Below are 25,228 nucleotides of genomic sequence, written 5' to 3' on the forward strand. Positions count from 1 at the left end.
GCGCTCCTACGCGACTGTCACCTCGGCTACGTACGCTTGAGGCATGGACACGGGGACGGCACGGCCGGCACAGCCCGCGGAGTCGGCACAGCCGGGACAGCCGGGACAGCCGGGACAGTCGGGACAGCCGGGACAGTCGGAGGCGGAGCCGGTGTGGACCGGGCTGCCACGAGGGCTGCTGCGCATGCGGCGACTGCTCCTCGTGGTGTGGTTCGTGCCGCTCGCGGTGGCCGTCGGAGTGCTCCTGGGGATCTTCGCCGGGCCCGTGTGGGCGGCCTTCGCGGCCCTTCCGCTGGCCTTCGTGGCCTGGGGCTGGCCGATGCTGGGGCGCAACTGGCGCTCCTGGCGGTACGCGGAACGGGCCGACGACCTCCTGATCAGCCGGGGCGTGCTCTGGCGCGAGGAGACGATCGTCCCGTACGGCCGCATGCAGCTCGTCGAGGTGACATCGGGTCCCGTGGAGCGGCACTTCGGCCTGGCCAGCGTGCAGCTGCACACGGCGGCCGCCGCCACGGACGCCCGGATCCCCGGCCTCATCCCCGAGGAGGCCGAGCGCCTGCGCGACCGGCTCACCGAGCTGGGCGAGGCCCGCTCGGCGGGGCTGTGAGCGGCGTACAGGAGGTGACGGGGGAAGAGACAGCCCCGGGTGCCGAGCACGTACGAGAACGGCGTCTGCACCCCGTCACGCCCCTGCGCAGGGCCTGGGCGCCGGTGGCGGTCCTCGTGGGCCTCGCGGTGCACGACCCGAGCGGCACACAGCGCCGGGTGTCCGAGCTCCCCGTGACCCAGATCCTCGCCGGGATCGCCGTCGTGCTCCTGGGCGGCGCCCTCTACGGCTTCATGAGCTGGTGGTTCACGCACTTCGCCGTCACCGACACCGAACTGCGCATCCGCACGGGGCTGATCTTCCGGCGCACCGCGCACATCCGGCTCGACCGGCTCCAGGCCGTGGACGTGACGCAGCCGCTCGCGGCCCGCATAGCGGGCGTCGCCAAGCTCAAGCTGGATGTCGTCGGGGCGGAGAAGAAGGACGAACTGGCCTATCTGGGCCAGGAAGAGGCCTCCGTCCTGCGGGCCGAACTCCTCGCGCGAGCGGCCGGTTTCGCGCCCGAGGCGGCCCGTGAGGTCGGTGAGGCGCCGGTCGACAACCTGGTGCACGTACAGCCGCGCATGCTCGCGATCTCCCTGCTCCTGACCGGCACGACGTGGGGCATGCTCGTCGCCGCGCTGATCGTGCCGCCCTTCCTGTGGTTCGCCACCCACAATCTGTGGACGGTCGTCGCGACCGGACTTCCCATGCTGGGCGGCGCGTTCGCCAGCAGCGTGGGGCGGTTCATCGCGGAGTACGACTGGAAGGTGGGCGAGTCCCCCGACGGCCTGCGCATCGACCACGGGCTGCTCGACAAGGCGCACGAGACGGTGCCTCCGGGACGGGTGCAGACGGTGCGCGTCGTGGAGCCGTGGCTGTGGCGGCGGCGCGGATGGGTGCGGGTCGAACTGGATGTGGCGGGCTCGTCCAACGGCGTCCTGGTCCCTGTCGCGCCGCGGGAGGTCGCGGAATCCGTGATCGCGCGCATCCTGCCGGGCGTCCGGGTACCGGCCGCGTCCGAGCTCATCCGCCCTCCCGCGCGGGCCGCGTGGTGCCTTCCCGTGTGGTGGAAGGGGTACGGCCTCGCGGTGACGGACACGGTGTTCGCGGCGCGGCACGGCCTGTTGCGGCGGCGCCTGTCCCTGGTGCCGCACGCGAAGGTGCAGAGCGTTCGGCTCACGCAGGGGCCTTGGGAGCGCTTCAAGGGGGTGGCGGACGTACAGGTGGACACCGGGGCGAACAAGACGGTGACGGCGCGGTTGCGTCCCGCCGGGGAGGGGGCCGCGCTGCTGTCCGCGCAGGCGGAGAGGTCCCGTACGGGGCGCAGGACGGCGCGGCCCGACCGGTGGATGGCGTGACGGGAGGGGCTGCAGATTTCAGCCCGGCCGGCGTTTGAGGCCATCTTGTACGGGGTCTGGGGCGGAGGTCTGGTCTCGGGGGTCTGGGGCGGAGCCCCGGTCTCATGGGTCTGGGGCGGAGCCCCGGTCTCAGGGGTCTGGGGCGGAGCCCCGGTCTCAGGGGTCTGGGGCGGAGCCCCGGTCTCAGGGGTCTGGGGCGGAGCCCCGGTCTCATGGGTCTGGGGCGGAGCCCCGGTCTCATGGGTCTGGGGCAGAGCCCCGGTCTCATGGGTCTGGGGCAGAGCCCCGGTCTCATGGGTCTGGGGCGGAGCCCCGGTCTCGGGGGTCTGGGGCGGAGCCCCGGTCTCGGGGGTCTGGGGCGGAGCCCCGGTCTCGGGAAGCGGCGGGATCGGGGAGAGCCCCGGTTTCGGGAAGGGGGCGGGATCGGGGAAAGCCCCGCAGGGCCCGCTTACGCCCGCAGAGCGGTCCGCAGCTCCGCCACATCGATCTGCTCGGTCTCGTCATGTGCCGTCAGGTCGATGACCTGACCCACGCCCCGCTCGGCATCGCCTTCGGGCGCCCTCTTGAACTCCGCCTCGGCCTCCGCCTTGTGCACGGCGAGTGCCTCCTCGCCCACCACGTCGGCGAGGTCCACGTTCTGTACGGACTCAAGCGCACCGGCGCTCGCCTCGCTCTTCGTACCGAAGAAGTCGAAGCCTCCCTGGACGGACGGACGAAGCCTCTGCGCGGGCGGCGCGACGGCGACCGCGCGCTCATGCCCGCCGTACCCCTCGGCCGCCCCGGACTTCCCCCGCGCTTCGTCCCCGTCCGCACCGCGGCGGGAAGCCGCACCGTCGCGGGAAGGTTTCGGTGTCATGCGGTCGAGCGCCGTGTTCGCCCGCTCGTACAACGACGGAGGCGCGATCGCCCCCGGGCGCACGACGGGAGCCGGTGCCTCGGCACGGGCCTGGGTCCGCGCTGGAACCGGTGTCTGCTCCCTGACCGGCGCCGGAGGCAACGCCCGCACCGGAGCGGACGCCTCGATGGCGAGGAGGCGCCGCCCCTCAAGGGCGCTCGCCCGCTCGGTCTCCGCGGTCGCGTACCGCCGCAGCAGCGCCGCGTGTTCGTTGCGCAGGGCGGCCAGCTCGGCCCGCTTGGACCGCAGCTTCGTCTCCAGGCGGCCCCGCAGCTCGCGGGACTCGTCGAGATCGGACTCGCACTCGGCTATGCGTTCCTCGTAACGCCACTCGTCGCTCTTGCGGCCGCGCTCGAGCTCGGCGACGCGTCTGCCCGCCGCCAGGTCCCAGCGGCGCATGACGACCGAGCCCACGACGGTCGCCGCCGCCGCGGCGGCGACCAGGCCGCGGAGCACAACGGGTTCCGCGAACAGCCAGGCGCCACCGGCGCAGACAAGAGAGAGGCTTGCGACCGTCGAGGGAGGAAGCAGCCTGTGCAAGGGTGGGGAATGGCGGTGACGTCCACGTGGCATGGCCAGAAACTTACCGCGCGTGGGCGAACTCTGGTGCCCCGCCCGCCAAAATGACAACGCCACAGTGCCGACTCCTCCCTCTTGTCGCTCCTCTTCGGCCACTCAACTCCATTTTCGGCCGAGCCACTTCGAGGATGCCGCCTTCGGCCGCGCTACTTCTTGATCAATCCCTTCGACTCCAGATACTCCTTGGCGACATCGGCTTCCTTCTGCCGCTCCACATCGACCTTCCGGTCGAGTTCCGCGAGATCTTCCGTCGTCAGCGTCTTGGTCAGCTTCCCGAGCGCGTCGGCTATCGCCTTGCCGCCCGCGTCCTTGGCGTTCACCACCGGAAGGATGTTGTCGGCGTTCTGCAGCTTCTTGTCGTCCTCAAGGGCCACAAGGCCGAAGCTGTCGAGCGTCGCGTCGGTGGTCGTGGTCAGCACCAGCTGGTCCGTGCCGTTCTTGACGGCCTGCTTGGACTGCGTGGTGCCGACGCCCTTGGGATCGATTCCCGAGACGTCGATGCCGTACTTCTTCTTCAGCCCCGGAGCGCAGAACGGCCGCGACTCGCATTCGTCACTCGCGGCGATCTTGACCTTCTCGCCGGACTTACCAAGATCGGAAAGCGTCTTGAGGTTGTGCTCCTTCGCGTATTTCCTGCTCACCGCGAACGCGTTCTGGTCGACCGCCTCACCGACCGGAAGGATCTTCAGGCCGAGCGGTTCGGCGAGCTTCTTCAGCTCGGTCACCGTGGCGTCCACATCATTCGAGGCGACCGGCTTCGCCTTCGGGCCGTTCTTGCCGAGGTTGAGGAACTCCGCGAGCGTCGCCGCGTATTCGGGAGCGACATCGATCGCACCCTTCTTCAGCTCGGGTTCGTAGACCTCGCGGTTCTGGACGGTCTTGACCTCGGCGTCGTACCCGGCGTTCTCCAGCACTCCCACGTAGAGCTCGGCGAGCACCTTCTGCTCGGTGAAACGGGCGGAGCCGACCACGATCTTGCCCTTGCCGCCCGAATCGCCCGCGCTGTCACCGCCCTTGCCGCCCTTCTCCAGGCTGTCACCGCCGCACGCGGTGAGCCCCGCGCTCAGCGCCACGACGGCCACGGCCGCCCCTGCCATCCGTCGCGCGCGACGCGTTGTGCTGTTCATCGGTGAACCACCATTTCGAAAGCCTTTGGAAACACTGGAAACTGCCGCTCGATGCCGCTCGAAGATCACTGCGCGACCCCCGAGCGCCCGCGCATGGGATTGAAGACCTTCCCCACCACGACAAGCACCACCTCCACGAAGAGCGCGAGCAGCGCCACAAGGAGCGCTCCCGCCACCACCTGGGGCGTGTTCTGCAAGTTGAACCCGGCTGTGATGATCCGCCCGAGGCCCCCCTCGCCCGCCATGGCGGCCAGCGTCGCCGTGGCGACGACCTGCACGCCGGCGGACCGGACTCCGGTCATGATCAGTGGGTACGCGAGGGGCAGCTCGACCCGCGCGAACAGCTGGCGGCCGCTCATGCCCATGCCACGCGCGGCCTCCACCACCGACCGGTCGACCTCGCTCATCCCGATGTAGGCGTTGGTCAGGAGCGGCGGCACCGCGAAGAGCACGAGCGCGATCAGCGTCGGTATGTCCCCGTGCTCGCCGAGCGGGGTGAGCGTGAGCAGCACGAGCACCGCGAGCGTCGGCACCGCACGGCCGATGTTCGAGATGTTCACCGCGACGGCGCCGCCCTTGCCGATGTGACCGAGGTACAGGGCGATGGGCAGCGCGATCACACACGCGACGGCGAGGCAGACACCGCTGAAGTAGAGGTGCTCGGCGAGCCGGTGCCACACCCCCTTCTCGCCCTGCCAGTTGGCGTCCGTGGTCAGCCAGTCGTACGCGCCGGATATCGCGTTCATGCAGGTTCAGCCACCTTGGCCGGGCGCTTCGCGCGGGCGGAACGCTTCGTACGTATGCGGTGGACGCGCGTCCAGGGCGTCAGCCACCGCTGAAGGGCGAGGAGGAGCAGGTCGGCGACGACGGCGAGCAGCACGCAGAGCGCGGAGGCGGTGAGCACCTGCGCCTTGAAGGTCGTGTCGAGGCCGTCGAGGATGAGCGAACCAAGGCCTCCGTAGTCGACGATCGCCCCCACGGTCGTCAGCGCCACCGTCGCGACCGTGGTGATGCGGACGCCGGCGAGCAGTGCGGGGAGCGCGAGCGGCAGCTCGACCTCCCACAGCAGCCGCAGCGGGCCGTACCCCATGCCCTTGGCCGCGTCCCGCGCCTCCTCCGGCACGGCCTGGAGCCCCGCCAGGATGTTCCGCACCAGGATCGTCAGGGAGTACAGCACGAGGCCCGTGACGACAAGCGAGGCCGAGAGCCCGAAGAAGGGCAGCAGGAGCGAGAACATCGCGAGCGAGGGAACCGTGTAAAGCACGGTCGTCAGGCCGAGGATCGGGCCCGCGAGGAAGCGCCAGCGCCGCGCGAGCAGCGCGAGCGGCAGCGAGACGGCGACGCCGATGGCCACCGAGGCGGCCGTGATGCCCACGTGCTGCACGGTGGCGTCGATCAATTCCTGGCTGCGTGAGCGCACGTACTCCCCGCAGATCCAGTCGTTCGTCACCAGACAGTTCTGCTCGCTCATCGCGCCCCACTCCCCCCGAGTCCCGATTTCTGAGGCCGTCTGGCGACCTTAACGCGCAGCACTGACAATCACCGAGACTCGTCGTACTGGCGCAACATGGGCTTTACATATCGCCCGCAACAATGGGGAATCATGATCCGGTTCGAGCACGTCACCAAGCGGTACGAGGACGGCACCACGGCCGTCGACGACCTGTCCTTCGAGGTCAACGAAGGCGAACTGGTCACGCTCGTCGGCCCGTCGGGCTGTGGCAAGACGACGACGATGAAGATGGTGAACCGTCTCATCGAGCCGAGCGAGGGCCGGATATTCGTCGAGGACGATGACATATCGACCATCGACCCGGTCCAACTCCGGCGCCGTATCGGCTATGTCATCCAGCAAGTCGGTCTCTTCCCGCACAAAACGGTCCTGGAGAACACGGCGACCGTCCCGCATCTCCTCGGCGTGAAGCGCGCCAAGGCCCGCGAGCGTGCCGCCGAACTCCTCGACCTGGTCGGCCTCGACCCCGCGACCTTCGGCGACCGCTACCCCGAGCAGCTCTCCGGGGGCCAGCGTCAGCGTGTCGGTGTGGCCCGCGCGCTCGCGGCCGATCCGCCCGTGCTCCTGATGGACGAGCCGTTCGGCGCCGTCGACCCCGTGGTGCGCGAGCACCTGCAGAACGAGTTCCTCCGCCTTCAGCAGGCCGTCCGCAAGACCGTGCTCTTCGTCACGCACGACATCGAGGAGGCGGTCCGCCTCGGCGACCGCATGGCCGTCTACGGAAACGGCCGCATCGAGCAGTTCGACACCCCGTCGACGATCCTTGGCGCACCGGCGAACGGCTACGTGGCGGACTTCGTCGGCGCGGACCGCGGCCTCAAGCGCCTCTCCGTGACGCCCATCGAGGAGGGCGACCTGGAGCAGCCGCCCGTCCTGCACCTGGACGACCCGCTGCCCGCGAAGCTCGAAGCCCGCTGGGCCGTGGTCCTCGACGGCGAGAACAACCTGCACGGCTGGATCTCCGCCGAGCACGCGCACGGCGGCCCGGGGACGGTCAGGGACCACGCGCGCCGCATGGAGGCGTGGCTGCCGGTGGGCGCGACCCTGAAGCAGGCGTTCGCGACGATGCTCCAGCACGACGCGGGCTGGATCGCGGTCATCGACAAGGACAGCGAGGGCCGCTTCCTCGGCATCCTGACCCCGGCCCGGCTGCACGAGGCGCTGCGCAGGTCGACGGCGGCGGACGCGCGCGACATCGCGCGCGGCGATGTCGAGTTGGAGACCATCACGGCCATCGGCAAGAGCTGAAGCCCGACAACCGGAAGCTGGCCATCCGATTGGCGTTCGGCCGCCTGCTCGGCGGCCCGCGGCCTACTTGACGTTCAGCCGCCCGCTGATCCACTCCAGCGTCGCGGGGATCTCACGGCGCCACGTGTTGAAGTTGTGCCCGCCGCTGTCGAGCGTGATGGACGAGACCCGGGTCGGCGACTTCACCTGGCCGATGAACGCCTTGGTGTCCTTGTAGTTGTCCTCTCCTTGTTTGCTGGTGGTGACAAGGAGAGACGTCTTGGGCGGCGGCATGTGGTCGAGGTACCACATGAGGTCGGCACGCCGCTCCAACTCCTTGTCGCCCTGGAAGAGGTCACCGGTGGTGACGTCGATCGGCGCCTTGTAGTACGCGGAGAGGCCCGCCCCCGCCGCGTACACGCCGGGGTGGTGCACAGCGAGCTTCAGGGCGCAGTAGCCACCCGTGGAGTCGCCGATGGCGCCCCAGCTGCCCGCGGTCCGGCCCGCCCTGTAGTGCGCGGAGATGGCGGCGGGCAGGTCCTTGGCGAAGAACGTCTCCGCCTGCGGACCACCGGGGACGTCCACGCACTCGGTGTCCCGCGGCGGCGCCACGGTGGGCCGCATCATCACCAGAATCATCGGCTGCATCCGGCCGCGCTTGGCGAGGAGATGGGCGGTCTGCGGGTAGTGCAGACCCTTGACCAGGGCCTCGGCGGTGCCGGGGTAGCCGGTCAGGACCACGGACACCGGGAACCTGCGGTCCTTGTACTGCGGCTGGAAGTACTCGGGCGGAAGGTAGACGTACGCGGGGCTCGCTATGTCCGACTCCTTCCCGCTGACGACGACCTTCTGGATCTGACCGGCGGTCGACGGCCTGTCGCCGCCGGGCACGTTCACGGGCCGGGTGCTGCGCACGTCGACGGGTGTCCCGCCCTTGGCGGGATCGTGGTCGACGACGACACCGGGGCTCGTCTCCTGGCCGAAGAGATCCGCCCACGTGGCGTAGAAGCCGAAGGCCTGGTTGGTGGCGAGACCGACCGAGGCGAAGATCGCCAGCTGCGTGGCGATGAGGAGTCCGATACGGCCGGTGACGGCCCGCCAGGACCGCCTGGCCAGGCGCGGCCAGAGCCATACCGTGCCGATGAACAGCACGACGGCGAGGAGAACCGCCAACGCGAGGACCGCTTTGCTCGTCAGACCCATGGGGTGTTCTGCCTACGCTTTCTGCCTGTTCCGTTGTTCTTTTTCTATGGTTTTCCGGTTGGGAGTGAACCCGATTCCCGGAAGGACCGTCCTAGAGGGCGCAATGTCGCCGGATGCCGTTTTGGTGCCGGATTAAAGCTCTCTCGCAGAACCACGGGATGCGATGTCTGTCAGGATAGATGCGGAAATGTCGGGCGGGGTTCCGGAGAGTGAGGGCAGCCGCCCCGAAGGTCGGCGCCGTACCGGCGGGCTCCGTGCCGGCAGACTCGGACGGCTGCTCCGCGGCCCCCGCCCCGAGGCCGTACCGACCATCGTCGCCCGCGCCTGCACGCTCGTGGGCCTGCTGAATGTCGCGGCCGGTGTCTTCCCGCGCTTCCGCAACAGCCGGATGCACGCTATCGCCGAGGTCCTGCCCGGCGCGCTCGGCCCCTTCGCCGCCGCGCTCGCGCTCAGCACGGGTGTGCTCCTGCTGCTGCTCGCGCACGGCCTGCGCCGCCGCAAACGGCGGGCCTGGCGGGCCGCCGTGGTGCTGCTCCCGGCAGGCGCCGTGGCCCAGTTCGCCTACCGGCACTCGGTCATCGGCGTACTGATCTCGCTCGCGCTCCTCGCGCTGCTGCTGCGCCACCCGCGTGAGTTCGCCGCGCTGCCCGACCCGCGCAGCCGCTGGCGGGCGCTCGCCAACTTCGTGCTCCTCGGGGCCGGTTCCATCGTCCTCGGCCTGGTGATCGTCAGCGTCCACCCGGGCAGGGTCGTCGGCGACCCGAGCATCACGGACCGCCTCGCGCACGTCCTGTACGGCCTGTTCGGCCTGGAGGGCCCGGTCGACTACTACGGACGGACGTCCTGGACCGTCGCCTACTCCCTGGGCGCCCTGGGCCTGCTCACCGCGATCACCACCATCTATCTGGCCTTCCGCCCCGAACACCCGGCCGCGCGCCTCACCGAGGACGACGAGACGAAGCTGCGTGCCCTGCTCGACAAGCACGGCGCACGCGACTCGCTCGGCCACTTCGCGCTCCGCCGCGACAAGGGGGCCGTCTTCTCCCCCAGCGGCAAGGCGGCGGTCACCTACCGCGTCGTCTCCGGAGTGATGCTCGCAAGCGGTGATCCGATCGGCGACGTGGAGGCCTGGCCCGGCGCGATCGAGCGCTTCATGGACGAGGCGAAGGCCCACTCCTGGACGCCCGCCGTCATGGGCTGCTCCGAGACGGGCGGCGAGGTCTGGACCCGGGAGACCGGCCTGGACGCCCTCGAACTGGGCGACGAGGCGGTGGTGGATGTCGCGGATTTCTCCCTGTCCGGGCGTGCGATGCGCAACGTACGCCAGATGGTCAAGCGGATCGAGCGCAATGGCTACGAGACGCGGGTACGGCGCGTGCGTGACCTGGGGGAGCGCGAACTGGAGCGGGTACAGCGCGCTGCCGACGACTGGCGCGGCACCGACACCGAACGCGGCTTCTCCATGGCACTGGGCCGCATCGGCGACCCCGACGACGGCGACTGTCTGATCGCGACCGCCCACAGAATCGAGGGGGCGGCGCGAAGCGACTCAGGCAGGGCGGTGCTGGGAGACGGGTGGGCGGACGACGAACCGGGTCCCTACGGAGACCTCAAGGCCGTCCTGCACTTCGTCCCCTGGGGCAAGGACGGTGTCTCCCTGGACCTCATGCGCCGCGACCGCTCGGCCGACCCCGGTATGAACGAGCTGCTCATCGTGGCCGCCCTCCAGGCCTCCCCCAAGCTCGGCATCGCCCGGGTCTCGCTCAACTTCGCGATGTTCCGCGCGGCACTCGCGCGCGGCGAGAAGATCGGCGCGGGCCCTGTACTCCGCGCCTGGCGCGGCCTGCTCGTCTTCCTGTCGCGCTGGTTCCAGATCGAGTCCCTGTACAAGTTCAACGCGAAGTTCCGCCCCCGCTGGGAGCCCCGCTTCGTCGTCTACCGCTCCTCCAAGGACCTCCCCCGCATCGGTTTCGCGGCCATGCAGGCCGAGGGCTTCGTCACCCTCGCGCTGCCCCGCTTCCTGCGCCGGGGGAGCGCACAGCGCCGCCCCTGCCCGCACGGAGCGGCAGAGCACGAGGTCCGGGCGGCATAGAGCCCGCCCGTACGGGCCTAGGCTGGAGGCATGAGTACGTTGCGCGGGCGGGGAACGGTCGAAGGGCTGCCGGAGTGGGGCCGCTGTGCGGTCATGGGGGTCGTGAACGTCACCCCCGACTCCTTCTCCGACGGGGGCCGCTGGTTCGACACCACGGCGGCCGTCAAGCACGGCATCGACCTGGTCGCCCAGGGTGCCGACCTGGTCGACGTGGGCGGTGAGTCGACCCGTCCCGGCGCCCCGCGCGTCGACGAGGACGAAGAGCTGCGGCGCGTGGTCCCCGTCGTGCGGGGCCTCGCGTCCGAGGGCGTGACGGTGTCCGTGGACACGATGCGCGCCACCGTCGCCGAACAGGCGCTCGCCGCGGGCGCCGTCCTGGTGAACGACGTCAGCGGAGGCCTCGCCGACGCGCGCATGGTCCCCGCGGTCGCCGCCGCGGGGGCGCCCTTCGTGGTGATGCACTGGCGCGGCTTCCTCACCGACATCCACGCCAAGCCCGTCTACGAAGACGTGGTCTCCGAAGTCGTCGACGAGCTCCACGCGCGCGTGCAGGCCGCCATCGAGGGCGGCATCGCCCCCGAGCGCATCGTCGTCGACCCGGGCCTCGGCTTCTCCAAGGACGTCGAGCACGACCTGGCGCTCCTGGCCCGCCTGGACCGCCTCCGTGAGCTCGGCCACCCGATCCTGGTCGCCGCGTCCCGCAAGCGCTTCCTCGGCCGCGTCCTCGCGGGCCCCGAGGGCGCTCCGCCGCCCGCCCGCGAGCGCGACGCGGCCACCGCCGCCGTCTCCGCCATCGCCGCCCACCAGGGCGCCTGGGCCGTCCGGGTGCACGAGGTGCGGGCCACCGCCGACGCCGTCCGCGTCGCACACGCCGTGGCCGGCGCGGCGGGCGGTTCTCGGTGACCCGGGCCAAGACCGACGCGGAACAGGTCGAAGCGGCCAACACGGCCTTCTACGAAGCACTGGAGCGCGGCGACTTCGACGAGCTCTCCGACCTCTGGCTGGACGCGGACACGGCACCGCGACCGGCGGGCCCCGCCGACGGCTCCGATCCGGACGACCTCGACGGCCGGGACGACGAGGACATCGCGGAGGACGGCGACGAAGCCGCGATCTCCTGCGTCCACCCCGGCTGGCCCGTCCTCACGGGCCGCGGCGAGGTCCTCAGGTCGTACGCGCTGATCATGGCGAACGCCAAGATGCGGTCATAGCGTACGTCTGGGCGGGTGGTTCCGACGCCTCCTCGGCGCGGCACGAACCCTCCTGCGACGACCAGGCGGACGCTGACCCCAGGAGGGAAGCCATGGTCACGGACGTCGCCAACAGGAACAAGATCAGCCGCAAGAACGAGATCAAGATCCGGGCCTGGAGCCGAGCACAGCTCGGAAAGGAAGCGCTGCGCGGCGTTATCTACGTCCGCGTGAGCATGGGGCGCCAGAAGATGGAAAGCCCCGAAATCCAGGTGAGCACCGGTAAGGCCGCCGCCCAGATTCGCGGCGTCGAGCTGGTGGGCCCAGAGGTCATCTACGACGTCGATGAGTCGGGCCGCAGCTTCCATGAGCGCAAGGTCATGGAAATCATCGAGATGATCCGGCGCGGCGAAATCAACTGCATCATCGTGCTGGAGACCAGCCGGTGGGGCCGAAACCTCGAAGAGTCACGGGCACACGTCCGCGAGCTGTACGGCGCCGGCGGTGTCCTCATTTCCGCCACCCAGCCGATCGACCCCACGACGGCCGACGGCCTCATGATCATGAACCACTTCATGAACATGGACGAGCACGCGAGCATGAAAATCGGGGAGGGCTGGGCTCGTGCGGCGGAGAACCGGCACGATCGGCATCGTCCCCACTTCGGCCGGCCGGTCCTGGGATATGGACGCTGCCCGGACTGCCGGCGGAGCGAGACGAACGAGCGCTCCTACGAACACTGCAAGACGTGCCTCGGAATCCACCAGCCCGACGAGAAGGTGGCCAAGCACTACGCGGAGGCGTACAAGCAGTATGTGAAGGGCGTGAACTTCCCGACATTGGCGAAGCAGCTCGCCGCGAAGGGCGTGCGGTCCATCTATGGCAACCGCATCTCGGCCACGAGCCTGAAGCAGTCGATGGACTCCGGATTCGCTGCGGGACTCATCCGCATCGACGCCTACGAGGCGGAGGGACGCGGCCCCTGGGATTGGATGTCCTGGAAGCGCGGGGCGCACAAACGCATCATCTCGCTCGGCACGTGGATGCGGTACGTCCAGCGCCGCCGGAAGCAGTCGAAGCCCGACACCCGCACGAGCACGCCGAAGTACTCCGTCTCCTCTCTCATGCGGTGCGGCAATTACCGCGAGAAGCCGCAGAAGGACGGGACCAAGAAGTTGACGCGCTGTCTCGCGTCGATGGGCGCCACGTTCTCCGGAAAACCTCCCGCTGTCACCTTCCGGTGCTCGTGCGAGAACCAGACGGGAGAGTGTGAGGGGGTCACCATCCGCCTCTCGATGGCCGAGAAGCAGATCGTCAAATGGGTCACGGCACGCGCCAAGGGCGAGGAGCAGGCGGCGCTGGCGATGCAGCGGCAGACCCGCGTGAACGTGGACGCCGAGGCACTCAAGGAAGCGGAGGCGCAGAAGAAGAAGCTGAAGGGTGAGCTGCTGACGCTGGCCGATGCCCTCCTCGACGGCGTGCTCTCCAGGGAGGCCGTGAAGAAGAGGACCGAGGAGAAGCAGGCAGATCTCCGGGTCGTGGAGCAGCGGCTGTTGATCTTGCGGGACTCGGTCTCCAGCAACAGCGTGCCGCCGAAGGAAGCCTTCCAGGGTTTCCTCAAGGTCTGGGACCGGATGACGCACGAGGAGCGGCGCCGGGCCCTGGGGGTCATCATCGACCACATCGTGATCGTGAAGACGCCGGGGAAGCAGCGCAACCGCCTGGAGATCGTTCCGAAGTGGGCGCCTGCGTCAGAGAAGCTCGTCCCGGGCCGGCGGGTCGACTGGGACCGCATCATCGACGAGCAGACCCCCGTCGTCGCTGCTGCGTGAGTCCTCGCACCAGATCCGGTACGCGGCTTCCCCGATGACCTCCCAGAAGTCGGCCCAGCATTCCGCCTCGGTGGGGTGCTGGGCTGTCGGGGTTCCGAGGGCACGTCCGATAGCTGCCATATCGGCAGATTAGGGGCGTGATTTTCCGAGTAAATATATAAATGGGCAGCGTCAACCAAATGGTCCTGCTTCACCCCTCGGATGGATGCGGCGGGAATTCCTCGGGAACTGTTGCCGCCTCACACGAACGGACCAGCACAGGCCCCGGACATGGGAAACCCCCGGCGGCGAGGTCAGGGCCGTCCGGGGGTCGCTTATGGAAGGGCAGAGGAGCTATGCGGCCTTGCGCGTTTCTGCTGCATCCTTCTCCTCCTGGCTGGCTGGCTGCCAGCTCTGGGACTTGGCGAGGTGGGCCCGCAGGCCGTCCTCACCGAGGAAGCCGTAGCCTCCGCTGTTGGCACACACGGCGTGCTCGGTGCAGAAGTGCGTGAACTCCCTGCCCTCTTGGAGTTCGAAGGCGACCTCCGGCCCTTCGTAGACCTCGCCGTTGTCCTTGACGTGGCTCTTGGCGTGGCCGGTCCGGTTGCGCAGCTCCACCCAGTACTTGCGGGGGTGGCCCTTGCGGTGCGGGAGCGGGCATCGAACCTGGACGACATCCTCCTTCCAGGCACCTGGCTTCGCCTGCTTCCGCGTACCGCTGGCCTTGGGCTCTGCATCGGCCGGCGGCTGCGATTCCTCGGAAGCCAGGGCGAGTTGCGCAGGAGCACGGCGCGTGGGCTTCGGGTTCGCTTCGCGCGCCGAACGGTAGAAGGCGTCGAGGACGTCGGCCTGGAGCATGGGAAGGATGTCGCTGCGGCGCAGGTAGAAGAGGTCGAAGAGCCACGAGCACGGGTCGCACAGGTCGACCTTCTTGTCCTGGCCCAGGAGACGTTCCTCGCTCGCCTGCACAGCGGGCGCCCCAGGGAGTGCCGCATGCCAGTCGCAGGTCGTGACATCAATGATCGACTTGGCCATCAGGCAGCGCCCCGGGCTTTCCCGGACTTGCCACTCTTACTGCTGGGCTGCCGGAGTTCGATGGGTGCGGTGAGGATGCGGCCGTACACGTTGTTGATGCGCATCTCGCGGCGGACGCTGACACCGGTCTCGGATACGCCGTGGGGGCTGGTGATGAGCGGGTTGCGCTCGCTGTAGGTGAACGTGGTGCAGTCGATGGGGCGACCCTGGTTGGCGGTGATGGTGAAGTGGCGCTTCAGTCCGCACTGCTTGCAGCGTTCGGTGACGTCGAGGGCGACAGCGTTGCGGGGGTTCTTGACGGCGCGTCCGTTGGCGTTCCAGCCGTGCCAGTCGTGCGGCTTGAAGTCATGCTTGGCGGCAGCGCACTCCGCTAGCGCGGCGGGGATGTTGTCCATGTACGCGTAGACCTCTGCGTCGGTGACATGCTCTTCCACCGGTCACTCCTTGTGGCGGTCCAAATTCGTTCTGGACAAACTAGCGTTCAAAACGAGCCGTCAGGAACGTGATTGTGAGAAATGTTTAGGCGCCACTCGAACGGGTGAATCCTGTGCGCACATAGGCGTAGCCCGCAGTCGGCTGACAACGGGCTTCACTGAGCGTTCACACTTTGCGCTTGTATTGGCCACGGTTCAAGCCCTCTGCGAGCTACGCACCTCGTATGCGTAGCGGCCGAACCGTGTGAGCTGCCAACCGTCGCGAGTACCCGGATCGTGCTGGATAAACTCCAGGTTCTGAAGCCGCCCTGCGCTCGTCTTGAGCCCGGAGATGGCGCCCTGCTTGTTGCGGGTGTCGGTGACGAGGTCGTGCAGCACGCGGACGTTGAAGTCGTTCAGCGCCTCGATGCGCTCGACGAGCGACCACTGCTCGACCTTGTCGGTGCGCGAGTTGCCGCTGGCGGTCCGGTTCTTCCAGGCGGCGGTCTTCGCCAACTCGCCGGTGATGCTGTCGTGTTGGGTGATCTGCTCGTAGTGCTCCTGAGCTGCGGCCTCAGCCGCGTCCGTCGGCGGTGCATCGGCGGGCTCACCGGCGATGTCGGAGTCCTCGGTGCGCGCGGCGCTCAGCGGGCGTCGCGGGGCACTCGCGGCCTTTTCCTTGGCCGCCTGGAGCGCAGTCTGCACGGCGGCGGTGTCGTACTGCGGAGCGGTGAACTCGGGCTCTCTAGCGGCCTCTTCGTCCTGGCGCGGGATCGACCGGCGGTTGTACATGTCGATGACTTGCTTGCTGAGCCGTCCGCGCTTGCCCGGCGCGATGAGACGCTGGGCCTCGGCCCAGCTTCGGATGGCGGCGGTGTCGCCGGCGCCCTTCGCGGTGCTGCGGGCCACGGCGGGTGCAGTGCTGCGCTTGGTCGCGGTGGAGGTCTTCCCGGTGCGCCGGCCGGCCTGGACGAACGGCTTGAGGAGGGCGCGCAGTTCGTCAGCGTTCTTGGCGCTGAGGTCGATCGCGTAGGCCATGCCGTCGAGGGCGAAGGACACGGTCTCGTCGGCTGCGGTCTCGCCGGTGGGGTCGAGGTCGTCGACGAGGGTGATGAGGACTTTCTGCATGGTGGGCTCCTGTTTCTGGGCATGAGAAAGACCCCGCCATGGGGCGGGGTCGCAGGCTTTCGGTCGAGGGCGTGCGGGGCCTGCTTCCGAGAAGGGAGATGCAGGCCCCGTCGTGCGTTAGGCAGAGAGAGCGGTCTGGTGCAGACGCACCCAGGTACGGCCGACATCGGTCACTTGGAAGGTGTCCTCCGATTCTTCGTCCATGAAGCCGCGCCGCACGAGAGCTTTGTAGCTGCTGCGCTCAGCCGCGTCCTCGGGAGTTCTCGTGCTGTCGCCCTCACAGGCTTCTCTTAGGAGTTTCTCCTGCGGTGGCGAGAGCTTGCCGACGGCGCGAGCACGGCGTTCAAGCTGTGCCTCGACCGTGTGCTTGCTCTGGTCGATGGACACGACCTTGTTCGTAATTGCTGGGGGCATATTTGTATCGACGCCCGCCTTCTCCAGCAGCGCGTCCAGCAGGGAACGATCGTTGCGCTGAGTGTGCTGCTCCCACGCTCTGCGCGTATTGGTCGGGATACGGCCGAGTTTATTGACCGGCAGATGGTGCTTTTCACACCACTCCCGGATGGACGCGGCTTCCTCCCGTTGCTGGGCCTGGGTCAGGGTCTGCGGAACGGGGGCACTCTTCGCCGGCGCGGCAGGAGCACCCTTCGCCGCGATGTTGTCCGCCCTGGCGGGACGGCTCGCGTCCATGTACGGCTGCATGAACCGCCTGAACTTCACCGCGTTTTCGTGAGACAGTTCGATTTCTCTGGGTTTCCCCTCGAACGAGAAGGTGACGGTCTCATGCGCCTCACCACCGTCCAGATCATCGACCAGCCGAACCCGGACTGTCTGCGCCATGTCTCTTCCTCCAAGGCGAACGACCTTATGCCTGGGCCCGAACTGTAGCGGGCAACACCCAGCAGACCCTTGTCTTGAACTGTTTCTTGGCGAATTCATGCCCGAGCGTGTAAAAGGCAGAACCATGGGGCGCTGAACCCGCATATGCCGCGCACCCGCGCACGCTCCGCAGCACAGTGTGGCGCATTTTCCGGAGGCCACCTCGACAAGTGCAGCACAAACCGGCATGTCCGTCACCCATTCGGATGACCTTGCCACCATTCCCCAACTCGCCTGTACGGGCTAGGTCGTTACCACTTCCGTGCCATGGCCAAGGGAATGTGCTGAGGGCGTTTGCGTGGTCGGGAGGAATGGTGGACGTTCCGAGGCGGAGCAGGCAGCGTCAGTCTTCGTCGTGGCGGCCGGCCAGGCGCTGGGCCGTCCTCTGGCCGTCCTCGAAGTACTGCACGGCGGTGTGAACCTCTTCGTAGCCGATGACCTTGCCGTGCACGCCCTTGGGCATGACCTCCACCGAGTCGAGCAGCTCGCCGTCGGGGCTGGTGGGCAGCTTCACGGCGGGGTCCTCGGACTCCCACCAGACGATGGCGCCGGCGCCGTTGGTGGGCTGGTTGCTCCAGGCGAGAATCCAGCCCTGCGCGACGAAGTGGGCCAGCTTCTCGAAGACCCAGTCCTCCACCTCAGCCGCCTCGTCGTCTTCGTCGAACGACAGGCCCAGGTCGGCTGCGTAGGTCCGGGCCTCGGCGCGAATGTTGAGCACGTCCACGAGCCGCTCGGTGTACTCCTCGCAGACCTCGCTCTCCCCGCCCGGCCAGACCAGCACCAGCTTGTCGACGCTCACCTGGAGGTGCGGGACAGCATGGCCGTGCAGGAGGTGCGCGGTCAGGGTCTGCCCGCCCAGGATCGCGGCGTGCAGGTACTCCTCCTCAGCGTCGCCCACGGCTCGCCGAATGGAGTGATGCGTGTGCCCTCGGTGGCCTACCACCTCGCCGGGACGCTCCTCCGCCAGCAGATCGCTCTCGATCGCGCCGAGGAACCGGCCCGTGTCCAGGAGACGGAAGCCCGCGTCTCCCGTGACGACCTCCTCGTCCCGGTCGGGCAGACTCAGCGTGAAGGAGATGTCCCAGTCGGTGCCGTCCGCGTTGTCCTTCACCGACCAGCCTTCGGCCACGAGCCGGCACGAGGCGAAGTAGGTCAGGCGGCTCTCGATGTACGCCTTGCGGTGCTCGGAGGGGTACGGCTCGCGGTTGCGGGCCATTTCCTGCTCGTGCTCGTCGTCGGACATTTCATTCCTTCTCATTCCGCGCAGCTTGGCGCTTATTCCAGTTATCGAGAACAATCCGACCGAATGCGGTGAGGCCGGTGATAATCCACCCGCCTTCGCGGGCGTCGTCATTGGGCTCCACCCATTCGACGTCCCAAAGGCCGGTGTCCTCCATTTTCCGGACGTCTTGCACCGCCCAGACCCGATTACCGGGAGTCTGAAGCCGTCCGACCGGGGCGTGCTCCTTCACAAAAGCCAGGCGGCTGGCACCACTGGCATAAAGGGAGCGTTCCGTCCCGTTTTCATCGAAATACTTCATACTGTCTCGGCCTCGGGGCATTTTCTACCTTTCTCAGGGACCAACTGATGACCCGGCCCGGCGTGTGGCACCGGGGGTACTTTCGGCTGCATCCCACTCCAGCCCACCAGAAGGGCTGATGGGCTGGCGAAGAGCGCAGACGACCGTCACCCAGCAGACCGTGCCGAGCACCGCGTCGATGATGTCACCGACACCCACTCGCACGTTGCTGTTGTGTCCAGGCAACGAAGACGGCCCAGCCCTCGGCTCTGGGAGAAGCCGGGGACCGGGCCGAGCGTGGAAGGCGGGCGCTACGGAGCCGCCGCGTCGGTGCTCTTGCGCCGGATGACGACGCCGCCCCTCGGGACCGCCGGCGTGGCCGGCGACGCTCCCGGAACCGGTTCGACCACAGGCGCGACAGGCGGGTGCGGCTGACGCTCGCGGGGGTCGTCCGTGGTGGCCAGCTCCGCGCGGACGGGGTCGAAGTTCAGGCGCCAGCTCACACCCAGCAGGTCGTCGGTGCACACGTCCACCAGCCCCGCCGTGCCGGTGTGCTGCGGCGGCGCGAGCAGCCCCATGGCCTCTCGGAAACTGGGCGCCCTGACCGTCCCGGAGATCCGGGCGACGAACGTCACCGTGTACTCGAACTCCCCTGCCGCGTCGGCCTGTTCGGGGTCGCTCTCCAACGGGGCCTGGTTCAGCGGCTGTACCTGCGGAGCGGGCTGGAAGTCCTTGAGCGCGTCACGCCACTCGATCAGGGCCGCCGCGTACGCACGCACGCGCCGCTGCTGGTCCGCGTTCGCCATCATGCCGACGGTGATCCACTCGTCGAGGTCGGCCGCCTTGTACACCGCGTCGGGCGGAGCCTCCTCGGCCTTGGCCTGCTTGCACACGCTCTCGATGAAGAAGTCGCTGAGGTCGCCGCTGGTGGCGTGGAAGGCCCACACGTACGGGTGCTCGTGCCACTGGGAGGGGCGCTCGGGCTGGGACATGGTGCCGCCCTCCGGCGTATTGAGGAGGGGCTTCTCAGTGCTCATCACAGTCATCGGGTGCCTTCCGCAGCGGTACCGGCAGTGGTGTTGAGGGCGGTCTCCGGGGAGGGGAAGAGCTGCGTGGTCAGCTCCATCAGCAGCGACTCGAAGCGGTCGGGCATCCCGTACTCGTAGTCGCCGCGCCCGTGGTCCCACTTGCCCTGATCGGTGATCTGGCCCTCGGCGTCCTCCAGGCTCGCGGCGAAGGCGCACCACTCGCGCTCGTAGACCAGGGCGGCGGCGAGGGCCGGCCGCATCGGCGTGCCCGGAGTCCGCTCGAAGCGGGTGGCGCTCACCGGGTATTCGAGGAACTCCCCCTGGTCGGGACGGAAGAGGTAGGCGGTGCCGTCCTCGACCTTGACCAGGAGTCCGGTGTTGGAGCGGAGGTTGCAGAAGACGGACAGCGTCGCGCCGACCAGGCTTTTCAGCTCCTTGTCGTCCAGGTCGGTCAGCCAGCCGCCCTCGGGCACGGCATCGGTTGTCTTCAGCTCGGTCATGTTCAGTCCTATGCAGCGGAGGGGCAGGGGCCGGTGGCCGCCTGGTGCTGGCGGCGGAGTTCGGAGAGCGGCAGAGGGCGGGTGATGCCCTGGCGGGTCTGGCGCAACATGGAGACGGGCTTGCCGAGCAGGTCGCGGATGGCTTGCTCCTGGCCCTCGGCGTACGCGAACTTCTCGGGCTGGACGTCGAGGGTGAGCTTCCACTGCTTCTGACCTGCGCGGACGCACAGGCCGGCGCAGTTGTTGTGCTCGTAGCCGAGCGCGTACAGCCGGGGCGGCTCGATGCCGTACCAGCGGGAGAGGTCCATGAGGCGGGCCTTGGACGCCTCCTTGCTCAGCTCCGGCTCCCAGCGGTTGCAGAGCGGGAACTGCACGCGCCACGGCCGCCAGTTCCGGGCGATGGCGGGTATGCGGGCGCGGTCGCGCTTGGTCTTCTCGATGCCGATGTAGACGATCGAGTCACCGATGGGCGCGTGCTCCTTCATCCACGCACGGCACGGCTTCTGCTTCAGCCAGGTCGTGCAGGGGGTGATGCGGTCGTTGCCGAGGAAGCGCTGGTCGCGGAACACCTGCCACGGGTCACGGCCGTCGGCGACCTTCGTCAGCGGCACACCGAGCAGCCGGCTGACGTCGTCGGCGAACCGCCACAGGTCTTCGTCCTCGGCCTTGGTGTCCGCGATCAGCAGCGTCATGCTGCTGGTGCCGTGCTTCTCCGCGACGCGCAGGGCGGCGCCGAAGGAGCCGAGTCCGCCGCTGAACTGGATGACGTGTTTCATGCCAGCACGTCCTCGGGGCGGATCTCCGTGCCGTCCTCGAAGATGTAGGCGTTGAGGGGCTGCATCGTGGCGCCCAGGCGCTTCTCCAGCTTGAGGATGAGCACGGTGAGGGCCTTGTCGAACTCGACGCCCTCGACCTTCTTCTCGCACTTCTTGCAGACGATCTCGATGTCCTCCTGGGACAGGCCGTCCAGCTCGATGGTGTGGTCCTCGGCTTCGCCGGACAGGTCGATGGTGAGCATGACCGAGGTCTGTACCTCGAAGTCCTCGTTGCCGCAGTCGGTTGGGGTGTCGCCGGACAGGTCGATGTGCGTGCACTGCATGGGAATCCTCCGGTGAGAGTCGGGAGTTCAGCTCAGGACGGTGAAGAAGGCGTCCTCGTCGATCACGGCCGGGGAGCCCTGGAGGACTGCGCACAGCCTCAGGAAGGCGTCGGTCTCGTTCAGCCCGAACCAGAAGTCGCGCTCGATCCGCGTCTCGAATAGGGCATCGACGCTGGTGCCGAAGTGCGCCTGGAGCTTGTCGGAGGCCGCCTCGATGGCCTCGTCCTTCGTGGTGGCCTTGACGGTGATGATCACCGGCAGCATGTCCGGGGAGATGGTGCAGCCCTCGTCGTCCGACACGGTCTCCCAGTCGGCCACCAGCGTGATCAGGCCGTCGTCGAAACCGCAGGTGCAGTCCTGGATCTGGCAGTCGGCGCAACGCTTGTTCGCGTAGCCGTTCTCGTCCTCGGTCACGTCCTCGTCGGGCTCGATCACTCGCCAGTTGCAGCCCGCGCACTTCAGCAGTTCAGACATCACATGCTCCTTCTCAAACACGAAGGGCCCGTTCTCGTCTTGGTCAACGAGCGGGCCCAGGGTTGGTGTAGTCACCCGTTTGGGTGACGCGATAACAGTTCTTATTTCTCAGTGAAGAACTCGCCCGCACGCCGCTGTCATGCCGCGTCGGTGTAGAGGTACTGGCGGTGGACCTGCGGATATTGCTCCGCCAGGTAGCGGAGAAGGCGAGGCACCCACTCAATGCGCAGCAAGATTCCCCAGACGGCTGCGGCCACGAGCGGGGAGAAAATGTCGCCGAGCTGCTGGCACTGCGACGTACGCGAACCCACCACCGGAAAGTCGGAGGGCAGGCCGACGAGCAGGCACACTTCTTCGATCGTGAAGCGGTGCTCCGAGTCGTCCGCGTCGTACCAGCCACGGATCTTCGACGTAATCCCCGGGATGGTGCGGCCCAGCTTGAACTCGTTCCCGCCGGCCGTCTTGCGGACCCCCCGAGTGTTGATCCACGTCTCGGGGTCCCAGCCGATCGCGTCCGACGCCCACGTGGTGATGCCGGGCGCCTCCACGGCGTCCAGCCGCTGGTCCCGCGAGGCCATCATGATCGCCCTGCGCCTGGTCGACGGACTGCCGAAATCGCCCGCGTCGAGGATGTCCCAGCGCACCCCGTCCCAGCCCGCGACGATGTACTCCATCCCGATCGCGGACTTCACGTCCTCGGGCAGCGTCCACGCCTGCTCGATGATCACGGACTGAAGCGGTGCTCCCGCCGCGAGCAGTCCCATACCGATCAGGACCGGCGCCAGCATGAGTCCTGCCGTCTTGGCGTTCATGCCGTCCACCCACGACCACATCTCCGCCACCGTGACGTGTTCCCACGGCGTGCCGAACACCGCAGTGGAGACGTCCCCGTCATGGCCGCCAAAGCGCCAGACGTTGCCGTACGCCTCGGCCACATCGGTGATCGCGTCGGTGAGAATCTTGATGTTCTCCGGCAGATGACCGAGCCGTTTGCCCGCGATGCTCCAGTCTGGGCACGGCATGGTGAACACCGCGTACGCCGTCCACCGGAGTGCGGGGTGGCGGGGGTCGACCTCGCGCACGTCCATGCACAGCGCGTTGCACCCGGCGGCCCGAGCGGTTGTGGTGGCGTCCTTGGAGGTGTCGACGCAGATCAGATCCAGCTCGAACCCGAGCACCAGGCGCAGACCGGCGCAGCCCCCACCGCAGCCGCCGCACACGTTCAGCCCGCGCTGCGGCTCCCCCTCCTGCCACGGGTACAGCCATCGGACCGGCCACGGACCGGCCACCTCCTGGCGCTGCTCGTCGGTCAGGCTGTCCAGGTAGGCCACGAGGGCTTCCCCGTCCAGCTCCAGGCCCTGCGGCTCCCGCTCATCGTCCTCGGGGCGCCAACACTCACAGGGCCCGCAGCACTCCTCGCACCACTCCCTCTCATTCGCCGACAGCGACGCCGGCACGGTGTTCTGCTCGATTACTCCAGCCATGCCGGCCACCCCCTCGGCGGTACGTGAACTGCCCTACAGAGCGCGGGACTTCTCCAGAAGCTCAGCGATCTCCATGCACACCGCCGGGTCATCCCAGCCGCCGACCTCGCCAGTGCCCTCCTGGAGCCGCACCTTCAGCAGCAGCTCGCCAAGGCGGGTGTAAGGGTGCGCGGCCACAGCGGGGTTGGAGGCGTCCCACGCCTTCCGCGCGTCCGCGCGGAGCTTCTCGTCCTCGATCGCGGTCCCCGCGCCGCTGTAGACCCCGGCGAGCATCTGCGGGGCCCGGGAGGTCACCTTGACGAAGTCCTGCCAGCCGCCGGGAACGCTCATCTGGTGCGTGACGACGTAGAGCGACGCGTCCACGATGGGCCGGGCATCGGGCAGCAGCTCGACCACAGTGCGCCGTTCCCCCAGTGACACCGGGCGGCTCTCGCGCGGCGGGGTAGTGGTGCCGAAACGGGCGAACTCGCCCTCCCCGTCGCGGAAGACGTGCCGCAGCCCCTGGCGGCCGACGTAGGTCAGCCTGTACCCGGGGGCCGGTTCGAACGCGCCGCCCTGCGGGATCAGCCGACCGTCGTTCTCGATGTGTGCCATGAGGTCCCTCCTGAATTCGGGCATGAAAAAAGCGGCCCTGACGAGGCCGCCCTGAATTGCTGCTGTGTCCGTGGCTCCTACTGGTGCCCGAGTTCCTCTCGCACCATCGTCAGGAACTTGACGCTGAACCCGATGGAGACGATGCCGACGATCTTGTTGCGGTGCCGGTCGTGGATCACCTCGCACTGCGGAAACGTCTGGGACGTCGTCATGTAGAACCGCTCGCCCTTGTGCTCCGCCCAGGCACAGTTCTCACCCGGGTACGGCTCGCAGTTGCAGAGGGGAATCACGTCCTGGAGGACGACGTTCTCCGGCACGGAGTAGCCGATCGGCAGGTGCCGGATGGCGAGCATCCGACGCAGCAGGCCGTGAAGCTGCTCCTTGTCACCGGGCCGGGTCATGTCGTTGTCGTCGACGATGCAGACCTCGGTGTGGGACTTCTCGATGCCCTTCTGCTCCCAGGTGACGCGGTAGCTGGTGAGCAGTTCGGTAGCCGTAGCACTCATGCGGATTCCTCCTCGATCGCCTTGAGAGATTCAGGGCTCTGGTGGGATTCGTTGGGGTCGTCGTCGTTGCCGTCCCAGCGCACGTGCACGGGCCAGGGGCACGCGGATGCGGCGCGCGGGTAGCCGCACCGGGCGTGACCGCACTCACGGCCGGGCCCGCCGTCACCGACCTGCTGCTGCCAGGTGTGCCGCTTGCACAGACACACCACGACCGTGCCGGTCCACGTGCTGAAGATCGGATCGGGGTCGTTGAGCGTGACCCGAGTGCCGGGGCCGAGCCGGAGCGCGGTCTTCACTGCTGGGCCTTGAGCGTGACGTCGTAGGTGGTGGAGTCGGCCTTGAACTCCTCGTGGCCGTCCACGAGGGCTTCCACGGCCTGGTCGACAGCCTCGCGTACCGCCTCGACGGTCTCCCCTCGGAAGGTGATGGTGCCGTTCACCCACGCGTCCTGGACCGGGTAGTGATTGAAGCCCTTGATGATCTTGTCGTAGATCTTGGTGCGGGTGTGGAGCTTGAGGCACGCCCACATCCCGGTCTCCGGGGTGTCCGCCGATCCGACCGAGTTGTGCCCCACGCGTACGTCGAACCGGCCGTCGTCGCGCTGCTGGAGGTAGCCGATCCCGCTCCCCACGCCCCGCGTGTTCAGGTCCACGAGGAAGTCGCCGTCGTTGATCGGAACGAGGGAGATCAGCACACCGTGCTTCGGCAGCAGCTCGGGGTTGAGCGGGCGCGGCCGGTCCTTGGGGTTGGTGCGCTCCGACTGCTCGGGCGCCTTGAACCAGTACATGAACTCGGCGGCCAGGTGCTCGGTCTTGAAGCCGTGCACCGCGCCCTGCGTGCCGGTGAGGCCGGCGTGCTCGGCGACCCAGCCGGCCCCCTTCGTCAGGTACGTGATGCCGAGGGCCTCCCCGGTGTCCTTCAGGCTCACCCGCAGCCGGTTGTCGTTGTCGGGGTCGACCTGCTCGAAGTTGAACTTGGGCATTG

The 25,228-nt window shown here is 68.3% G+C and carries 26 protein-coding genes and 2 pseudogenes; 7 read left to right on the forward strand and 21 right to left on the reverse strand.

The genetic code is table 11. The annotated features are described in order from the left end of the window. The first annotated feature begins 43 nt into the window (after window positions 1-43). Both ACFVXC_RS05360 and ACFVXC_RS05365 read left to right on the forward strand, forming a co-directional pair. The gene (locus ACFVXC_RS05360; protein WP_389901670.1) at window positions 44-607 is read left to right on the forward strand and encodes a PH domain-containing protein; all 564 of its coding nucleotides are present in this window, start codon (window positions 44-46) and stop codon (window positions 605-607) included. After that, the gene (locus ACFVXC_RS05365) at window positions 604-1,947 is read left to right on the forward strand and encodes a PH domain-containing protein (RefSeq protein WP_389901672.1); all 1,344 of its coding nucleotides are present in this window, start codon (window positions 604-606) and stop codon (window positions 1,945-1,947) included. Before ACFVXC_RS05360 ends, ACFVXC_RS05365 begins: the two co-directional genes overlap by 4 nt. 448 nt (window positions 1,948-2,395) lie before the next feature. Here the strand turns inward: ACFVXC_RS05365 and ACFVXC_RS05370 are convergent, their stop codons facing one another. From ACFVXC_RS05370 to ACFVXC_RS05385, 4 genes are all read right to left on the reverse strand, one after another. Next, window positions 2,396-3,415: a hypothetical protein gene (locus ACFVXC_RS05370; RefSeq protein WP_389901673.1), complete on the reverse strand. Its 1,020-nt coding sequence runs from the start codon at window positions 3,413-3,415 to the stop codon at window positions 2,396-2,398. A gap of 152 nt (window positions 3,416-3,567) precedes the next feature. Then, window positions 3,568-4,548 (reverse strand): ABC transporter substrate-binding protein, encoded by a 981-nt coding sequence (locus ACFVXC_RS05375; RefSeq protein WP_389901674.1) that lies wholly within the window; start codon window positions 4,546-4,548, stop codon window positions 3,568-3,570. A gap of 65 nt (window positions 4,549-4,613) precedes the next feature. Next, window positions 4,614-5,294: an ABC transporter permease gene (locus tag ACFVXC_RS05380; RefSeq protein WP_389901676.1), complete on the reverse strand. Its 681-nt coding sequence runs from the start codon at window positions 5,292-5,294 to the stop codon at window positions 4,614-4,616. Further along, entirely contained in the window at window positions 5,291-6,019 is a 729-nt protein-coding gene (locus ACFVXC_RS05385) for an ABC transporter permease (protein WP_389901679.1), read from the reverse strand. The genes ACFVXC_RS05380 and ACFVXC_RS05385 overlap by 4 nt, the downstream gene beginning before the upstream one ends. A 132-nt stretch (window positions 6,020-6,151) precedes the next feature. Here ACFVXC_RS05385 and ACFVXC_RS05390 point away from each other — a divergent pair, with 132 nt between their 5' ends. Further along, the gene (locus ACFVXC_RS05390; protein WP_389901681.1) at window positions 6,152-7,309 is read left to right on the forward strand and encodes an ABC transporter ATP-binding protein; all 1,158 of its coding nucleotides are present in this window, start codon (window positions 6,152-6,154) and stop codon (window positions 7,307-7,309) included. 63 nt (window positions 7,310-7,372) lie between these two features. Here ACFVXC_RS05390 and ACFVXC_RS05395 read toward each other — a convergent pair whose 3' ends face one another. Then, window positions 7,373-8,491, reverse strand: a complete 1,119-nt coding sequence (locus tag ACFVXC_RS05395) for an alpha/beta hydrolase (protein ID WP_389901683.1) — start codon at window positions 8,489-8,491, stop codon at window positions 7,373-7,375. A gap of 187 nt (window positions 8,492-8,678) precedes the next feature. On the opposite strand from ACFVXC_RS05395, the gene ACFVXC_RS05400 reads away from it, so the two are divergent. The 4 genes and pseudogenes from ACFVXC_RS05400 (at window position 8,679) to ACFVXC_RS05415 (ending at window position 13,605) form a co-directional block, all read left to right on the forward strand. Beyond that, complete coding sequence (locus ACFVXC_RS05400) at window positions 8,679-10,583, forward strand: phosphatidylglycerol lysyltransferase domain-containing protein (protein WP_389901686.1); 1,905 nt, start codon at window positions 8,679-8,681, stop codon at window positions 10,581-10,583. Between the two features lie 30 nt (window positions 10,584-10,613). Beyond that, complete coding sequence (folP, locus tag ACFVXC_RS05405; RefSeq protein WP_389901687.1) at window positions 10,614-11,486, forward strand: dihydropteroate synthase; 873 nt, start codon at window positions 10,614-10,616, stop codon at window positions 11,484-11,486. Beyond that, window positions 11,483-11,776: pseudogene (locus ACFVXC_RS05410) on the forward strand (nuclear transport factor 2 family protein); the annotation flags it as partial. The gene folP and the pseudogene ACFVXC_RS05410, both read left to right, overlap by 4 nt. Window positions 11,777-11,886: 110 nt before the next feature. Next, entirely contained in the window at window positions 11,887-13,605 is a 1,719-nt protein-coding gene (locus tag ACFVXC_RS05415) for a recombinase family protein (protein ID WP_389901689.1), read from the forward strand. Between the two features lie 333 nt (window positions 13,606-13,938). On the opposite strand, the gene ACFVXC_RS05420 is transcribed toward ACFVXC_RS05415, so the two are convergent. The 16 genes and pseudogenes from ACFVXC_RS05420 to ACFVXC_RS05495 all read right to left on the reverse strand — a co-directional run bounded on the left by ACFVXC_RS05420 (window position 13,939) and on the right by ACFVXC_RS05495 (window position 25,226). Further along, window positions 13,939-14,619, reverse strand: a complete 681-nt coding sequence (locus ACFVXC_RS05420; protein ID WP_389901692.1) for a hypothetical protein — start codon at window positions 14,617-14,619, stop codon at window positions 13,939-13,941. Then, window positions 14,619-15,053, reverse strand: a complete 435-nt coding sequence (locus tag ACFVXC_RS05425) for a hypothetical protein (RefSeq protein ID WP_389901693.1) — start codon at window positions 15,051-15,053, stop codon at window positions 14,619-14,621. Before ACFVXC_RS05425 ends, ACFVXC_RS05420 begins: the two co-directional genes overlap by 1 nt. A gap of 759 nt (window positions 15,054-15,812) precedes the next feature. Then, a pseudogene (locus tag ACFVXC_RS05430) lies at window positions 15,813-16,160 on the reverse strand (Lsr2 family protein); the annotation flags it as partial. A 117-nt stretch (window positions 16,161-16,277) separates the two neighbouring features. Next, window positions 16,278-17,000, reverse strand: a complete 723-nt coding sequence (locus ACFVXC_RS05435) for an Lsr2 family protein (RefSeq protein ID WP_389901695.1) — start codon at window positions 16,998-17,000, stop codon at window positions 16,278-16,280. 382 nt (window positions 17,001-17,382) lie between these two features. Beyond that, window positions 17,383-18,282 (reverse strand): hypothetical protein, encoded by a 900-nt coding sequence (locus tag ACFVXC_RS05440; RefSeq protein WP_389901697.1) that lies wholly within the window; start codon window positions 18,280-18,282, stop codon window positions 17,383-17,385. A gap of 1 nt (window position 18,283) precedes the next feature. Then, window positions 18,284-18,580 (reverse strand): hypothetical protein, encoded by a 297-nt coding sequence (locus ACFVXC_RS05445; protein ID WP_389901699.1) that lies wholly within the window; start codon window positions 18,578-18,580, stop codon window positions 18,284-18,286. 290 nt (window positions 18,581-18,870) lie between these two features. Continuing rightward, window positions 18,871-19,596 (reverse strand): hypothetical protein, encoded by a 726-nt coding sequence (locus ACFVXC_RS05450; protein WP_389901701.1) that lies wholly within the window; start codon window positions 19,594-19,596, stop codon window positions 18,871-18,873. Between the two features lie 5 nt (window positions 19,597-19,601). Continuing rightward, a complete protein-coding gene (locus ACFVXC_RS05455; RefSeq protein ID WP_389901704.1) occupies window positions 19,602-20,087 on the reverse strand; it encodes a hypothetical protein in 486 nt (161 codons plus the stop codon). 8 nt (window positions 20,088-20,095) lie between these two features. Then, window positions 20,096-20,863, reverse strand: a complete 768-nt coding sequence (locus ACFVXC_RS05460; protein ID WP_389901706.1) for a hypothetical protein — start codon at window positions 20,861-20,863, stop codon at window positions 20,096-20,098. Then, window positions 20,860-21,186: a hypothetical protein gene (locus tag ACFVXC_RS05465; RefSeq protein WP_389901708.1), complete on the reverse strand. Its 327-nt coding sequence runs from the start codon at window positions 21,184-21,186 to the stop codon at window positions 20,860-20,862. The genes ACFVXC_RS05460 and ACFVXC_RS05465 overlap by 4 nt, the downstream gene beginning before the upstream one ends. 27 nt (window positions 21,187-21,213) lie before the next feature. Next, the gene (locus ACFVXC_RS05470) at window positions 21,214-21,660 is read right to left on the reverse strand and encodes a hypothetical protein (protein ID WP_389901711.1); all 447 of its coding nucleotides are present in this window, start codon (window positions 21,658-21,660) and stop codon (window positions 21,214-21,216) included. A gap of 137 nt (window positions 21,661-21,797) precedes the next feature. Beyond that, complete coding sequence (locus ACFVXC_RS05475) at window positions 21,798-23,144, reverse strand: hypothetical protein (RefSeq protein ID WP_389901714.1); 1,347 nt, start codon at window positions 23,142-23,144, stop codon at window positions 21,798-21,800. A 33-nt stretch (window positions 23,145-23,177) separates the two neighbouring features. Further along, window positions 23,178-23,738 carry a hypothetical protein gene (locus ACFVXC_RS05480; protein ID WP_389901717.1) on the reverse strand — a complete coding sequence of 187 codons (561 nt, stop codon included), beginning with the start codon at window positions 23,736-23,738 and terminating at the stop codon, window positions 23,178-23,180. Window positions 23,739-23,815: 77 nt separating this feature from the next. Next, entirely contained in the window at window positions 23,816-24,244 is a 429-nt protein-coding gene (locus ACFVXC_RS05485) for a hypothetical protein (protein ID WP_389901719.1), read from the reverse strand. Then, the gene (locus ACFVXC_RS05490) at window positions 24,241-24,540 is read right to left on the reverse strand and encodes a hypothetical protein (RefSeq protein WP_389901720.1); all 300 of its coding nucleotides are present in this window, start codon (window positions 24,538-24,540) and stop codon (window positions 24,241-24,243) included. The genes ACFVXC_RS05485 and ACFVXC_RS05490 overlap by 4 nt, the downstream gene beginning before the upstream one ends. Next, window positions 24,537-25,226: a hypothetical protein gene (locus tag ACFVXC_RS05495; RefSeq protein ID WP_389901722.1), complete on the reverse strand. Its 690-nt coding sequence runs from the start codon at window positions 25,224-25,226 to the stop codon at window positions 24,537-24,539. Before ACFVXC_RS05495 ends, ACFVXC_RS05490 begins: the two co-directional genes overlap by 4 nt. Window positions 25,227-25,228 lie beyond the last annotated feature (2 nt).

It is taken from the genome of Streptomyces sp. NPDC058257, assembly GCF_042881845.1.
Lineage (GTDB): Bacteria > Actinomycetota > Actinomycetes > Streptomycetales > Streptomycetaceae > Streptomyces.

Bases quoted from the DNA above. Each gene is read 5' to 3' on its own strand.
- ACFVXC_RS05360 (WP_389901670.1), top strand. From the start codon at position 44: ATGGACACGGGGACGGCACGGCCGGCACAGCCCGCGGAGTCGGCACAG.
- ACFVXC_RS05370 (WP_389901673.1), bottom strand. From the start codon at position 3,415: ATGCCACGTGGACGTCACCGCCATTCCCCACCCTTGCACAGGCTGCTT.
- ACFVXC_RS05375 (WP_389901674.1), bottom strand. From the start codon at position 4,548: ATGAACAGCACAACGCGTCGCGCGCGACGGATGGCAGGGGCGGCCGTG.
- ACFVXC_RS05380 (WP_389901676.1), bottom strand. From the start codon at position 5,294: ATGAACGCGATATCCGGCGCGTACGACTGGCTGACCACGGACGCCAAC.
- ACFVXC_RS05385 (WP_389901679.1), bottom strand. From the start codon at position 6,019: ATGAGCGAGCAGAACTGTCTGGTGACGAACGACTGGATCTGCGGGGAG.
- ACFVXC_RS05390 (WP_389901681.1), top strand. From the start codon at position 6,152: ATGATCCGGTTCGAGCACGTCACCAAGCGGTACGAGGACGGCACCACG.
- ACFVXC_RS05395 (WP_389901683.1), bottom strand. From the start codon at position 8,491: ATGGGTCTGACGAGCAAAGCGGTCCTCGCGTTGGCGGTTCTCCTCGCC.
- ACFVXC_RS05400 (WP_389901686.1), top strand. From the start codon at position 8,679: ATGTCGGGCGGGGTTCCGGAGAGTGAGGGCAGCCGCCCCGAAGGTCGG.
- folP (WP_389901687.1), top strand. From the start codon at position 10,614: ATGAGTACGTTGCGCGGGCGGGGAACGGTCGAAGGGCTGCCGGAGTGG.
- ACFVXC_RS05415 (WP_389901689.1), top strand. From the start codon at position 11,887: ATGGTCACGGACGTCGCCAACAGGAACAAGATCAGCCGCAAGAACGAG.
- ACFVXC_RS05420 (WP_389901692.1), bottom strand. From the start codon at position 14,619: ATGGCCAAGTCGATCATTGATGTCACGACCTGCGACTGGCATGCGGCA.
- ACFVXC_RS05435 (WP_389901695.1), bottom strand. From the start codon at position 17,000: ATGGCGCAGACAGTCCGGGTTCGGCTGGTCGATGATCTGGACGGTGGT.
- ACFVXC_RS05440 (WP_389901697.1), bottom strand. From the start codon at position 18,282: ATGTCCGACGACGAGCACGAGCAGGAAATGGCCCGCAACCGCGAGCCG.
- ACFVXC_RS05445 (WP_389901699.1), bottom strand. From the start codon at position 18,580: ATGAAGTATTTCGATGAAAACGGGACGGAACGCTCCCTTTATGCCAGT.
- ACFVXC_RS05450 (WP_389901701.1), bottom strand. From the start codon at position 19,596: ATGAGCACTGAGAAGCCCCTCCTCAATACGCCGGAGGGCGGCACCATG.
- ACFVXC_RS05455 (WP_389901704.1), bottom strand. From the start codon at position 20,087: ATGACCGAGCTGAAGACAACCGATGCCGTGCCCGAGGGCGGCTGGCTG.
- ACFVXC_RS05460 (WP_389901706.1), bottom strand. From the start codon at position 20,863: ATGAAACACGTCATCCAGTTCAGCGGCGGACTCGGCTCCTTCGGCGCC.
- ACFVXC_RS05465 (WP_389901708.1), bottom strand. From the start codon at position 21,186: ATGCAGTGCACGCACATCGACCTGTCCGGCGACACCCCAACCGACTGC.
- ACFVXC_RS05470 (WP_389901711.1), bottom strand. From the start codon at position 21,660: ATGTCTGAACTGCTGAAGTGCGCGGGCTGCAACTGGCGAGTGATCGAG.
- ACFVXC_RS05475 (WP_389901714.1), bottom strand. From the start codon at position 23,144: ATGGCTGGAGTAATCGAGCAGAACACCGTGCCGGCGTCGCTGTCGGCG.
- ACFVXC_RS05480 (WP_389901717.1), bottom strand. From the start codon at position 23,738: ATGGCACACATCGAGAACGACGGTCGGCTGATCCCGCAGGGCGGCGCG.
- ACFVXC_RS05485 (WP_389901719.1), bottom strand. From the start codon at position 24,244: ATGAGTGCTACGGCTACCGAACTGCTCACCAGCTACCGCGTCACCTGG.
- ACFVXC_RS05495 (WP_389901722.1), bottom strand. From the start codon at position 25,226: ATGCCCAAGTTCAACTTCGAGCAGGTCGACCCCGACAACGACAACCGG.